The sequence below is a fragment of the Streptomyces sp. NPDC003697 genome (assembly GCF_053587115.1).
Genome location: NZ_JBSFNN010000126.1, coordinates 1 through 13,000, shown reverse-complemented (window position 1 = coordinate 13,000; position 13,000 = coordinate 1). Strand labels below are relative to the sequence as shown.

General features: G+C 74.0%; 12 protein-coding genes. 6 read left to right on the top strand and 6 right to left on the bottom strand.

The genetic code is table 11. The annotated features are described in order from the left end of the window. Positions 1-91: 91 nt before the first annotated feature. From ACWDNY_RS29825 to ACWDNY_RS29805, 5 genes are all read right to left on the bottom strand, one after another. Positions 92-466 (bottom strand): hypothetical protein, encoded by a 375-nt coding sequence (locus tag ACWDNY_RS29825; protein WP_451648932.1) that lies wholly within the window; start codon positions 464-466, stop codon positions 92-94. Between the two features lie 23 nt (positions 467-489). Beyond that, positions 490-987, bottom strand: a complete 498-nt coding sequence (locus ACWDNY_RS29820; protein WP_451648931.1) for a roadblock/LC7 domain-containing protein — start codon at positions 985-987, stop codon at positions 490-492. A gap of 34 nt (positions 988-1,021) precedes the next feature. Then, entirely contained in the window at positions 1,022-1,921 is a 900-nt protein-coding gene (locus ACWDNY_RS29815) for a transcriptional regulator (protein WP_451648930.1), read from the bottom strand. Continuing rightward, positions 1,918-2,316, bottom strand: coding sequence for a hypothetical protein (locus ACWDNY_RS29810; RefSeq protein ID WP_451648929.1), 399 nt, complete (start codon positions 2,314-2,316; stop codon positions 1,918-1,920). The genes ACWDNY_RS29815 and ACWDNY_RS29810 overlap by 4 nt, the downstream gene beginning before the upstream one ends. 168 nt (positions 2,317-2,484) lie before the next feature. Beyond that, positions 2,485-3,819 carry a diaminopimelate decarboxylase gene (locus tag ACWDNY_RS29805; RefSeq protein WP_451648935.1) on the bottom strand — a complete coding sequence of 445 codons (1,335 nt, stop codon included), beginning with the start codon at positions 3,817-3,819 and terminating at the stop codon, positions 2,485-2,487. Between the two features lie 471 nt (positions 3,820-4,290). Between ACWDNY_RS29805 and hutU the strand changes: the two genes are divergently transcribed. From hutU to hutI, 4 genes are all read left to right on the top strand, one after another. Continuing rightward, the gene (gene hutU / locus ACWDNY_RS29800) at positions 4,291-5,955 is read left to right on the top strand and encodes a urocanate hydratase (RefSeq protein ID WP_451648928.1); all 1,665 of its coding nucleotides are present in this window, start codon (positions 4,291-4,293) and stop codon (positions 5,953-5,955) included. Further along, a complete protein-coding gene (locus ACWDNY_RS29795) occupies positions 5,952-7,169 on the top strand; it encodes an allantoate amidohydrolase (RefSeq protein ID WP_451648927.1) in 1,218 nt (405 codons plus the stop codon). Before hutU ends, ACWDNY_RS29795 begins: the two co-directional genes overlap by 4 nt. Beyond that, positions 7,160-8,539, top strand: a complete 1,380-nt coding sequence (locus ACWDNY_RS29790) for a formimidoylglutamate deiminase (protein WP_451648934.1) — start codon at positions 7,160-7,162, stop codon at positions 8,537-8,539. The genes ACWDNY_RS29795 and ACWDNY_RS29790 overlap by 10 nt, the downstream gene beginning before the upstream one ends. Positions 8,540-8,806: 267 nt before the next feature. Beyond that, positions 8,807-10,006, top strand: coding sequence for an imidazolonepropionase (hutI, locus tag ACWDNY_RS29785; RefSeq protein ID WP_451648926.1), 1,200 nt, complete (start codon positions 8,807-8,809; stop codon positions 10,004-10,006). 117 nt (positions 10,007-10,123) lie between these two features. Here hutI and ACWDNY_RS29780 read toward each other — a convergent pair whose 3' ends face one another. After that, positions 10,124-11,059 (bottom strand): RNA polymerase sigma factor SigF, encoded by a 936-nt coding sequence (locus ACWDNY_RS29780; protein ID WP_451648925.1) that lies wholly within the window; start codon positions 11,057-11,059, stop codon positions 10,124-10,126. A 237-nt stretch (positions 11,060-11,296) separates the two neighbouring features. Between ACWDNY_RS29780 and ACWDNY_RS29775 the strand changes: the two genes are divergently transcribed. After that, a complete protein-coding gene (locus ACWDNY_RS29775; protein WP_451648933.1) occupies positions 11,297-11,674 on the top strand; it encodes an STAS domain-containing protein in 378 nt (125 codons plus the stop codon). Between the two features lie 247 nt (positions 11,675-11,921). Then, entirely contained in the window at positions 11,922-12,470 is a 549-nt protein-coding gene (locus tag ACWDNY_RS29770; protein WP_451648924.1) for an ATP-binding protein, read from the top strand. The last annotated feature ends 530 nt before the right edge of the window (positions 12,471-13,000 follow it).

Genomic DNA, 13,000 nt, shown 5'->3' with positions numbered 1-13,000 from the left:
GCCCTCGTACTGGATGTACTCGGGCTTCCGGCCGGTGCGGCGAGAGGGCGTGCCGGGCGTCGCGACGGGGCGAACGTTGCCTGCCGCGGCACTAGACCTCGAGGACCTCCTCGATCTTCTTCAGCTGGTGGCGGGCCATCGCCAGGTTGGCCCGCTTGCCGTCCAGCACCAGGTAGAGGAAGAGGCCGTTGCCGCCACGCCCGCTGATCAGGCGGATCAGGTGGTACTGGTCGGACAGGGTGATGAGGATGTCCTCGATCTGGCCCTTCAGCCCCAGGTGCTCCATGGTGCGCATCTTGGCCCGGATCACGTCCGTGTTGCCGGCGGCGGCGACGTTCAGGTCGAAGCTCTTGCTGCCGCCCATCGTGCCCAGCGCCATGCCGCTGGTGTAGTCGACGAGGGCGACTCCGGTCGCGCCCTCGATGGAGGCGAGTGCTTCCTTCAGCGCGGTTTCGGTGTTGGCCATGGCGTGCGTTTCCTCGATTTCTCTCAGTTGTCGGTTGCGGTGCGCGCGTTGGCGGTGGCGTCGCGTGGCGCGCGCGTGGTTCTGGTCCGGGTCGGGGCGGGCCCGGCCGCCGGTTGCGGGGGCCTGCCGGTGGCCGGCGGGGTGAGCGTGGACCCGGCGTCCACGAGCTCGCCGACGCGGGCGCCGGACCTGCGTCCCTCCAGGTGCAGGCGGCCGACGTTCACCCGGTCCTGGGCGAGCAGGGTCAGCACGGCGGTGCGGCCCGCCGCGTACGTCGCGACGTAGCCGTTCGTGCCGCGGACCAACACCTCGCGGAAGCCGCCCCGGCCGGTGAGGTCCGTCATCCTGAGGGCGACGCCGAGGGCGGTCGCCGTGAGCGCGGCCACGGTCTCCGGCTCCAGCCCGGGGGTGTCGTGCGCCACGACGAGTCCGTCGACGGTGGCCGCGAGAGCCCCGGTGAGGTCGGGTACGCGGGCCCGCAGTCGGCGGAGCTCGTCGAGGACGTCTTCCTCGGCTGCCATCAGATCGCTCCTCTCGACGTGCGGTCGTTGCCGCTCAAAGGGCCTCCAGCGCATCCCTGAGCCTCTTCAGCAAGGTGATGTGGGGATCGGGCACGTACGGCAGTGGTTCACTGAACACGACCGTCGCGTCGCCGGGTGCAGGTGCGGGTGCGGGTGCCGGCTGCGGCCCGGGCGGTCCGGGTGCAGGTTCCGGTCCCGGCACGGGCGGTCCGGGTGCCGCCACCGGCAGCACCAGTCCGGCCGCCGCCAGCCGCCGTACGTCCACCAGCACGGGGAACGCCCGCCGGCCCAGCTCGTGCGCGATGTCCGTGGCCGTGCGCACCCCGTCCACCCGCTCCAGGACCGCCCGCTGCCGGTGGGTGAGCGACGGCCTCCGGGCGGGGTCGGCGCGGATCAGGGCCGCGCTGTCCGTCCGGGCGTCGGGCAGGACGCGGTGCAGCATCTCCCGGCGGCGCAGGGTCTCGTGCTCCAGGGCCGCGACCGGCACCGGGCGTGCCGTGCCGGGCCGGTGCGCCGTGCCGTAGCGGAAGCGGCCCGGCGTGCTGCTCGGCGCCAGCGTGAAGTACGCCGCGTCGTACAGCGCCCCCAGGTGGCACAGTTCCAGCTCGCCCTCGGTGAGGTGGCCGGCGTCCACGAGCAGGCGGCCCACCGGGCGCCGCTCGTCGGCGCGTGCCACCGCCTCCCGCCAGGTCTCCGGGCCGAGGGTGCCGTGGGCCGCCAGCAGGACACCGAGGTCAGGAGCGCACTGGCTCTCCGCGTGCACGACCTCGCCCTCGACGAGATGGAGCGTGCCGCACTCGCGGACCAGGACGCCGGTGGCCCGCTCGGCGGCCAGCCGGTTCAGCATCGGCGAAACCCCGCCCCAGGGCCGTTCACCGGCCGCCGTCCGGTTGCGTACCGGCAGCGGCGGGGGAGTCTCCTTGACCATGGTCATCCCAGCACCAGTCGTCCGGCCATCTCGCCGAGACGGATGCGGGCCAGTGCGAGGTTGCCCTCCGCGCGGGTGAGCCACAGATGGAGGAAGACGCTGCTGTCGAAGGTCGTCCGCACGAACCGCAGCAGGTGGTAGCTGTCGCGGTTGCTGATGATCAGGTCCTCGAGCGGAGGGTCGTCGGCGCCGGCGCCGGATTCGCCGGCCGGTGCGAAGGCGCCGTGCTCGGCGGCCATCCGGGCCAGCTCGGCGGCCTCCGCCGCGGTCGCCTCGTGGTCGCCGCCCGGGGACTCCCCGACGGTGCCCAGAGCCAGCCCGCTGGTCCAGTCGACCAGCGCGGCACCCCGGGCGCCGGGCAGTCGCATCGCTTCGAGCAGGCACTCGTCGATTCCGGGCACCGTGGCTCCCCTCCCGCCTTCGGTTCGGCTGAGTGACACACACGCTACGCACCGTAGATGGGACGGGTGAGGGTTCTGGCATTTTCCGGTGGAACATGCGAACGGGCGGCTAGTGTGGGTCGGCTGTACCCGCGTGGACCCGTCCGGCGGCGTGTCCGCCGGGGCGCGTCACGGGCATGCGCCTGCGGCCAGGCCGGCGAGCGCGTGCGCGTGGGCCCCTCCCGCCTCGGCCACGATCTCCGCCAGGGTCTGCGGCTCGCGCACGGTGGCGAAGGCGACGCCGCCCGAGCCGTCCCGGACGAAGCCGTGGACGCCCGGCCGGGCCAGCGAGTTGTAGGCGTAGTGGTGCGCGAAATAGTAGGCGCCGGTGTCCAGCGCCGCCGCGTAGTCGCCCTGGTCCAGCAGTGGCAGCGCGCGGCCCTCGGCGAGCAGGTCGCCCGCGAAGCAGGCCGGCCCGGCCACGTCCTGCACCACCTCCGGTCCCGGCTTGGGGCGGCCCTCGGCGTCGTACGCGGCGATGCGCAGCGGCCACGACCCCGGCGCGTACACGGTCCGGGTGGCGACCTGGACGCCCGCGTGCGTGACCGCGACGCGGCGCCCGCCGGCCCTCTTGGCGTACTCGACCCGCGCCACCACCGTGCCGTGCCGGGCCAGCAGCGACCGCCCGAACTCGGTCACCAGTCCGTACCTCCCGTCGAACAGCCCGGGCACCGCCTCCCGCAGCGCCCGTGCGTACTGCGCGAACGTCGGGTCCGTCGTGTCGGAGGAGAAGTTCACCGGCAGTCCGCCGCCGATGTCGACGGTGTCGATCTGCCGCCGTCCGGCCCGCTCGTTGATCTCCTCGGCCAGCGCGTACGTCTCGGCCACGCCGCGGGTCATCAGGGTGAGCGGGATGCCCTGCGAGCCGGTGTGCGCGTGCAGCCGGTTCAGCCAGGGGCGGTCGAGGAAGGCGCGCACCACCCACGCGCGGGCCCCCTCGTCGCGCAGCGCCACCCCGAACTTCGAGGTCGCCGTCGCGGTCGACAGCGCCCCGATCGAGCCCCCGCCGAGCTGCGGGTTCACGCGGATGCCGACGGGGGAGCGGGGCCCGGCCGCGGCGGGGCCCGCGCCGTCGGCGAGCAGGGCGTCGATGCGCTCCAGCTCCTGCGGGTTGTCCGCGTTCACGGCGATCCCCAGCGCCAGTGCCTCGCGCAGCTCGGCCGGGGTCTTCGCGGGCGAGTCGAGGACGACGTGGCCGGGCGGGATCCCGGCCGCCCGCGCCAGCGCCAGCTCACCGGGGCTCGCCACCTCGGCGCCGACGCCCTCCTCGTGCAGCAGCCGCAGGACCGGCACCAGCGGGGTCGCCTTCACCGCGAAGGCGTGCAGCACCGGCGTCCCCGGTGCCACCACCGCGTCGAACGCCGCCCGCAGCGCCGCCGCCGACTCCCGGATGCCCGCGACGTCCAGGAGGCCGACGATCGGCGCGCGCGGGCCCAGCAGCCCCTGCTCCACGGCGGCCCGCACCGCCGCGTCCCGCCGGACGGCCCGCGCCCGGTCCGCCTCGTCCGGTGGCGCGCCGGCGGCCCGGCTCCCCGCGAGGTCCGTCGCGCGGTCCGCCGGGCTGCCTCCCGCGCCGACCGCGCCGTCCACCCCGTGCGCCCCGTCGGCCCCGTTCGTCCCCGTGCCGTCCGTCCGGCTGATCCGCTCGCTGTCGGCTCCGCTCACCCGTGTGTCCTCCGCCTCGTCCACTCGTACCGTGGGCCACCCGGCCACTCGCTCGCCCGGCCACTGTTGCCCTGTCTGCCGTAGCGACTGCCCGGGACGTCCCCCGTCCGGTCACCGCCGGCGCCCCTGTTTCCAGCCAAACACCCGGACCGTGCCCGCGGCGGCCGACGGACGTGTTGACTAGGACTATTCAGAAGGCAAGGATGTGAATAACGACTGCAACGGCGTGCCGGCGCAGCCCACCGCGAGCAATCCGCCAGGAGGCAGACCATGTCAGGACCCCGCCCCGTCCGGGCACCGCGCGGCACGGACCTGAGCGCCCTGGGGTGGCAGCAGGAGGCCGCCCTGCGGATGCTGCAGAACAACCTCGACCCCGAGGTCGCCGAGCATCCCGACAAGCTCGTCGTCTACGGCGGCACCGGTAAGGCGGCCCGTGACTGGCGCTCCTTCGACGCCATGGTCCGTACCCTGCGGACGCTGAAGCAGGACGAGACGATGCTGGTCCAGTCCGGCCGTCCGGTCGGCGTCATGCAGACCCACGAGTGGGCGCCGCGCGTGCTCATCGCCAACTCCAACCTGGTCGGCGACTGGGCCACCTGGGAGGAGTTCCGGCGCCTGGAGGCCCTCGGCCTCACCATGTACGGCCAGATGACCGCCGGTTCCTGGATCTACATCGGCACCCAGGGCATCCTCCAGGGCACCTACGAGACCTTCGCCGCCGTCGCTGCGAAGAGGTTCGGCGGCACCCTCGCCGGCACGATCACCCTGACCGCCGGCCTCGGCGGCATGGGCGGCGCCCAGCCACTCGCCGTCACCATGAACGACGGCGTGGCCATCTGCGTCGACTGCGACCCGCGCGCGATCGAGCGCCGCATCGAGCACCGCTACCTGGACGTACGGGCCGACTCCCTGGAGCACGCCCTCCAGCTGGCCGTCGAGGCCCGCGACCGGCGCAGGCCGCTGTCCATCGGCGTCCTCGGCAACGCCGCCGAGCTGGTGCCCCAGCTGCTCGCCATGGGCGCGCCCGTCGACATCGTCACCGACCAGACCTCCGCCCACGACCCGCTGTCCTACCTGCCGCTCGGTGTCGGCTTCGAGGACATGGCCGAGGCCGCGGCCAAGGACCCGGCCGGGTTCACCACCCGGGCCCGCGAGTCCATGGCCCGGCACGTGGAAGCCATGGTCGGCTTCATGGACGCCGGCGCCGAGGTCTTCGACTACGGCAACTCCATCCGTGGTGAGGCCCGACTCGCCGGATACGACCGGGCGTTCGCCTTTCCCGGGTTCGTCCCCGCCTACATCCGCCCGCTCTTCTGCGAGGGCAAGGGTCCCTTCCGCTGGGCGGCGCTGTCCGGCGACCCGGCCGACATCGCCAGGACGGACCGGGCGATCCTCGACCTCTTCCCCGAGAACGAGTCGCTGGCCCGCTGGATCGGGATGGCCGGGGAGCGGGTGCACTTCCAGGGCCTGCCCGCGCGCATCTGCTGGCTCGGCTACGGCGAACGCGACAGGGCCGGCGAGCGCTTCAACGACATGGTCGCCGCCGGCGAGCTCAGCGCGCCCGTCGTCATCGGCCGCGACCACCTCGACTGCGGCTCCGTCGCCTCCCCGTACCGCGAGACCGAGGCCATGCTCGACGGCTCCGACGCGATCGCCGACTGGCCGCTGCTGAACGCCATGGTCAACGTCGCCTCCGGCGCGTCGTGGGTGTCCGTCCACCACGGCGGCGGCGTCGGCATGGGCCGCTCCCTGCACGCCGGACAGGTCACGGTCGCCGACGGCACCCCGCTCGCCGGGGAGAAGATCCGCCGGGTGCTGACCAACGACCCCGGGATGGGCGTCATCCGGCACGTCGACGCCGGGTACGACACCGCCGAGACGGTGGCGCGGGAGCGCGGTGTGCGGGTGCCGATGCGCGAAGGTGACCAGGCGTGACGTTCCACAGCATGTGGGCGGAGCTGCTGCCCGTCGGCCGCAGCTCCGCCGGCGGCGGCTACCGCCGGTACGCCTGGACCGGGGCCGACGCCGAGTGCCGGGCCTGGTTCCGGGCCCAGGCCGAGGCGCGCGGACTGGCCTACGAGGCCGACCGCAACGGCAACCAGTGGGCCTGGCTCGGTGATCCGGCGCAGGGGGACGCCGTCGTCACCGGGTCGCACCTCGACTCCGTCCCGGACGGCGGGGCCTTCGACGGACCGCTCGGTGTGGTGTCCGCCTTCGCGGCCCTGGACGAACTGCGCCACAGGGGAGTGCGGTTCACCAGGCCCCTTGCCGTCGTCAACTTCGGCGACGAGGAGGGCGCCCGGTTCGGGCTCGCGTGTGTCGGGTCGCGGCTGACCGCCGGTCAGCTCACCGTGGAGCAGGCGCACCGGCTCACCGACGGCGACGGGATCACGCTGCCGCGGGCCATGGAGGCCGCCGGGTACGACCCCGAGGCCATCGGGCCGGATCCGCAGCGGCTCGCCCGCATCGGCGCGTTCGTCGAACTGCACGTCGAACAGGGCCGGGCCCTGGACCTCACCGGCGACGCGGTGGGCGTCGCGAGCGCCATCTGGCCGCACGGGCGCTGGCGCTTCGACTTCCGGGGCCAGGCCAACCACGCCGGCACCACCCGGCTCGACGACCGCCGCGACCCGATGCCGCCGTACGCCGAGACCGTGCTCGCCGCCCGCCGCGAGGCCGCGCTGGCCGGCGCCGTCGCCACCTTCGGCAAGATCTCCGTCGAGCCGAACGGCGTCAACGCGATCCCCTCCGTGGTGCGCGGCTGGCTCGACTCCCGCGCCGCCGACCAGGACACCCTCGACACCGTGGTGACCGGCATCGAGAAGGCCGCCCGCGAGCACGCCGCATCCCACGGCGTCGCGCTCGACGTCGTACGGGAGTCCTTCACCCCCGTCGTCGAGTTCGACCACGCCCTGCGCGACGAACTCGCCCGTGTCCTGGGCCACGGCACCGGTCTGACGGTGCCCGTCCTCGGCACGGGCGCCGGACACGACGCCGGAATCCTCTCCGCGCACATCCCGACCGCCATGCTGTTCGTGCGCAACCCCACCGGTGTCTCGCACTCCCCGGCCGAGTTCGCGGCCGAGGACGACTGCGTGGCCGGGGTGCGCGCACTCGCCGACGTACTGGAAGGACTGGCCTGCAGGTGACGCGGACGTACTGGCTGGAGCACGCCTGGCTCGGCACCCTCCCCGAAGGCCTCGACGGCCTCCGGGCCGGGGGGACCCCCGTCGAACCGGGCGTGGCACTCGACGTGCACGACGGGCGCATCGCGGCCGTACGCACGGACGTCACCGCTCCGCCCGCCGGCGCCGAGGTGCTGCGCGGGCTCACCCTGCCGGGACTGGCCAACGCCCACAGCCACGCCTTCCACCGGGCGCTGCGCGGCACCGTCCAGGTCGGCTCCGGCACCTTCTGGACCTGGCGCGAGGTCATGTACGCGGTGGCCGACCGGCTCACCCCCGAGCGCTACCACGCACTCGCCCGAGCCGTGTACGCCGAGATGGCGCTGGCCGGCATCACGGCGGTCGGCGAGTTCCACTACGTGCACCACGCTCCCGGCGGCCGCCGGTACGCCGACCCCAACGCCATGGGGGAAGCCCTGATCGAGGCCGCCGCCGAGGCCGGCATCCGCATCACCCTCCTCGACACCTGCTACCTCTCCGCCGGCTTCGGGCAGCCGCCCGACAGGCACCAGCTCCGCTTCTCCGACGGCACCGCCGAGGCGTGGGCCGAACGCGCCTCGCTCCTCACGGAACGCGAGCACGCGCGGATCGGTGCCGCCGTCCACTCCGTGCGCGCCGTGCCCGCGGGGCAGCTCGCGACGGTGGCGCGGTGGGCCGAGGAGCGGCGCGCACCCCTCCATGTGCACCTGTCGGAGCAGACGGCGGAGAACGACGCCTGTCTCCGCGCCCACGGGTGCACCCCGGCACGGCTCCTCGCCGACCACGGAGTCCTCGGGCCGCGCACGACCGGCGTGCACAACACCCACCTCACCGACGAGGACATCGCCCTGCTCGGCAACTCCGGCACGGGGACCTGCATGTGCCCCACGACCGAACGGGACCTGGCCGACGGCATCGGCCCCGCCCCGGCCCTGCAGCGGGCCGGCTCCCCGCTGTGTCTCGGCTCCGACAGCCATGCCGTCGTCGACCTGCTGGAGGAGGCACGCGCCCTGGAGCTCGACGAGCGGCTGCGCAGCCGGACCCGCGGCCACTGGACCGCCGCCGCCCTGCTGCGGGCCGCCACCGCCGACGGCCACGCGGCCCTCGGCTGGGCGGAGGCGGGCACCCTGGAGGCCGGCGCGCCCGCCGACTTCACCACGATCGCGCTGGACTCGGTCAGGACGGCGGGGACACTGCCGAGGCTGGGCGCCGAGACGGCCGTCTTCGCGGCGACGGCGGCGGACGTCCGGCACACGGTCGTGGCGGGACGGCACATCGTCCGCGACGGGGCGCACACCCTCGTCGCCGACGCGCCACGGGCGCTGGCCCAGGCCGTCGAAGCCCTGCGCGGCTGACACGGCCCGAGCCGGCCCGGCGGCCCCGCCCCCCCGGGAGCGCCCCGAGCCGGGGAACCGGACGACGTGAGAAGCACCCGGTCCGTGGAGCACCGCGGACCGGGAGGACGCCCGAGCACGTGAAACAGCCGACACCCCCCGAGCGACCGGCGCGACCCGAGTGACCGGAGCCACCGAGGCCGCCACACCTCCGGCACCACCGAAGCCCCCGCACCCCGCACCCCCCGCCCCCACGCCCCACGCCCACGCCACGCCCACGAGGACGCCATGAGCAGCACGACCGGCAGCAACGGCACGAGCACCGTCATCACCAACATCGCCACGCTGGTCACCAACGACCCCTCCCTCGGCCGCGGGCAGTCCCCGCTCGGCCTGATCCGGGACGCGGCCGTCGTCATCGACGGCGACCGCGTCGCATGGACCGGTGAGGCCAGGAAGGCACCCGCCGCCGACAACCGGGTCGACGCCGGCGGCCGCGCGGTGATCCCGGGCTTCGTCGACTCCCACTCCCACCTGGTCTTCGCCGGTGACCGCACCGAGGAGTTCAACGCCCGCATGTCGGGCCGGCCCTACAGCGCGGGCGGCATCCGCACCACGGTCGCCGCCACCCGCGCGGCGACCGACGCGGAACTGGAGGCCAACCTCACCCGCCTCCTCACCGAGGCGCTGCGCCAGGGCACCACCACCTTCGAGACGAAGTCCGGCTACGGCCTGACCGTCGAGGACGAGGCCCGGGCCCTGCGCATCGCGGCCCGGCACACCGACGAGGTCACCTACCTGGGCGCCCACGTCGTCCCCCCGGACCACGCCGGGGACCCGGCCGGCTACGTCCGTCTCGTCACCGGCGAGATGCTCGACGCCTGCGCGCCGCACGCCCGCTGGATCGACGTCTTCTGCGAGCAGGGCGCCTTCGACGGCGACCAGGCCCGCGCGATCCTCACCGCGGGCCGGGCGAGGGGCCTGCACCCGCGCATCCACGCCAACCAGCTCTCGTACGGCCCCGGCGTACAGCTCGCCGTGGAGGTCGACGCGGCCAGCGCCGACCACTGCACCCACCTGACGGACGCGGACGTCGACGCCCTCGCCGGCAGCCGCACGGTGGCCACCCTGCTGCCCGGCGCCGAGTTCTCCACCCGCGCCGCATGGCCGGACGCGCGCCGCCTCCTGGACGCCGGCGCGACGGTCGCCCTGTCCACCGACTGCAACCCGGGCTCGTCGTTCACCTCGTCGGTGCCGTTCTGCATCGCCCTGGCCGTCCGCGACATGGGCATGACCCCGGACGAGGCGCTGTGGTCGGCGACGGCGGGCGGTGCCGCGGCGCTGCGCCGTGACGACGTCGGCCGCCTCACCCCGGGCGCCCGCGCCGACCTGGCCGTGCTGGACGCCCCGAGCCACGTCCACCTCGCCTACCGCCCCGGGGTGCCCCTGGTGACGTCGGTGTGGCGGCGCGGCGAGAGGGTCGTCTGACACGGTGCTGCGCGGCCGGCCACGGCCGCGCATGAGGGAAGACGACGGCGGCCCCCTTCCCGCGCCGGGAGACCGGCACCGAAGGGGGCCGCCGTCACAGAACGGCCGGCGCCGGTGTCACTCGTCGACGGTCAGCCCCTTGCGCAGCTTCACGAGCGTCCGGGACAGCAGACGGGAGACGTGCATCTGCGAGATGCCCAGCTCCTCGCCGATCTCCGACTGGGTCATGTTGGCCACGAACCGCAGGGAGAGGATCCTCCGGTCACGCAGGGGCAGCTCGGCGATCAGCGGCTTCAGGGACTCGATGTACTCGATGCCCTCGAGCCCGTGGTCCTCGTAGCCGATGCGGTCGGCGAGCGCGCCCTGGGAGTCCTCCTCCTCGCCCTGGGCGTCCAGGGACGACGCGGTGTACGCGTTCGACGCCGCCATGCCCTCGACGACCTCGTCCCCGGTGATGCCCAGGCGCTGCGCGAGCTCCGCGACCGTCGGGGCGCGGTCGAGTTTCTGGGCCAGCTCGTCGCCGGCCTTGGCCAGGTCCAGCCGCAGCTCCTGCAGCCGGCGCGGGACCCGCACCGACCACGAGGTGTCGCGGAAGTAGCGCTTGATCTCGCCGATGATGGTGGGCATCGCGAACGTGGGGAACTCCACGCCGCGGGACAGTTCGAAGCGGTCGATCGCCTTGATCAGGCCGATCGTGCCGACCTGGATGATGTCCTCCATCGGCTCGCTGCGGGAGCGGAAGCGGGAGGCGGCGAACTTGACGAGGGCGAGGTTCAGTTCGACGAGCGTCGCACGGACGTACGCGTGTTCGTGCGTGCCTTCCTCGAGGGACCCCAGCCGCTCGAAGAGGGTCCGGGACAGCGCCCTGGCGTCGTCCGGGGCCACCTCGTCGTACGGGGGGATGTCCGGAAGCCCGGCGAGTGCGGCGGCCGGATCGGCCCGCTCGGTGCCTTCGGGTGCGTGCTCGAGGGAATCGAGGTGGTCGAGGGGGGATGCCGACGACGCCCTCCGGGTATGCGATGCGTCGAGCCGGGGTGACATGATGTCCTCCATCGTTCTCGGCATATGGCTGCCGAAGCCAGTGCGTGCACTACGGTGTGCGGCGCCTCCAAAGCCGGCCGTGTTCGAGTACGTGTCCCTCTAGGCCTACCCGCTTCCCTGAGGCCGCCGCAAGTGCATTCTGTGGTGTTATGTCCGATTGTGTGTGCTTGTTCGGGTGTCGAAGTGCGGAGGGAAGGCGTAGTGTTCGAGGGCGTGAGTGCAGCCAAGACCCCGGGAGAGAGAAACGGCATGGAGCGCGGGACGGTCGGCAGCGCGCAGTCGGGCCGGCTTCTGGTTGAGGTGCGTCAGGAAGGCTCCAGTGCCGTCGTGACTCCGGCGGGTGAGCTGGACCATCACACGGCCGACCTGCTGCGCGAGCCTCTTGAGGAATGCCTCGACAAGGGCCGCAAGCGCCTGGTCGTGGACTGCTCACGCCTGGAGTTCTGCGACTCCACGGGCCTCAACGTGCTCCTCGGCGCACGGTTGAAGGCGGAGGCCGCAGGAGGGGGTGTGCACCTGGCGGGGATGCAGCCGGTGGTGGCGCGCGTGTTCGAGATCACAGGGGCGGACGCCGTGTTCGCCGTGCACGACACACTGGAGGACGCCCTGGCCGACGAGGCCGGCTGAGCGTCCGCCGTCAGGCCGCCGACGTGCCTCTTCCGTCTCCCTGCGACCGGCGCGTTCCGGATGTAACTCCACTCGTGCCCAAAACGGGGGTGTTCCGCCGGATCGCTCGGGCAGGAGTCATCCTGAGCGAGTCGACCGCCCGCCGACGGGAGCCGGGCAGACCACGGGCGCGTGTACTGACGTAGTGACTGTCCACCTGTGTAGTGACTTCTGAACTGAAACGGTGAATCGGTGAGGTGAAGCGCTGATGAGCACCACCCGGCCCTACTCGCCGGGCGACCGCGGCCCGGAGCCCAGCGGCGCTTCCGGGGCGTCCGAGGAGGGCGTGGCGGCCGCCGACGCGTCCGCCGGCGGCGCCGCCGCCGCGCCGGCGGTGTCGTCGGGGGGTCGTCAGGTCCGCAGGCTCAGCTTCGTCGGGGCGAGCGGCGTGGTGCCGCTCGCCCGCGACTTCACCCGTCAGGCGCTGTACGCATGGGGCTGGCTGCCCGCCGCGAGCGGTGACCAGCGGGCCGCCGCCGAGGACGTCCTCCTCGTCGTCTCCGAGCTGGTCACCAACGCCTGCCTGCACGCCGAGGGACCCGACGAGATGGAGATCACCTGCGACAACAAGGTGATCCGCGTCGAGGTGTCCGACCGCAGCACCGGCCAGCCCGCCCCGCGCACGCCGCACCGCGCCGGACGCCCGGGCGGCCACGGCATGTTCATCGTCGAGCGGCTCTGTCTGGACTGGGGGGTCGTCAGCGTCCCGGGTGTCGTCGGCAAGAAGGTCTGGGCGGAGCTGGGAGCGCCCGCCTGACGCCTGCCTCTCGTCGCCCGCCTCGCGCCCGCCGGCAGCATGGCGGGCGTACGCATGTCCGGCCCTGGGACACCAACCCGGCCGATGACCCCCACCGAGGGCTGTCCCGTGATCCGCGGTGGATCGGCGGGCGGCGTCGGATGCGGTGCATCGCACGGCGGAGGGTCGTCCTCGTACTGGGTGTGTTCGGGCGATCCGGCAACGCGGCGAGGTGCCGTAGCTGACGTCGTGCGCCCGCCGGGGATTGCGGGACAGCCCTCAGGCAGCCGTGGACCCGCGTCCGGGGGCACGCCCAGCCACACGACGCCGCCCGCGTCTCTCTCCGCGCCCCCGCACACGACGAGCCCGCGTCCGCGCCCCGCGTCCCCTCACACGACGAGCCCGCCCCTCCGCGCACGGCGCCGCCCGCGTCCGCGCCCCGCACACGCCGGGCCCATCGCCCCGCGCGCCCGAACACGGAGAGCCGGCGTCCGCGCCCCACGCACCCGACCCACGACGAGGGGCCACCGCATCCCCGGGATGCGGTGGCC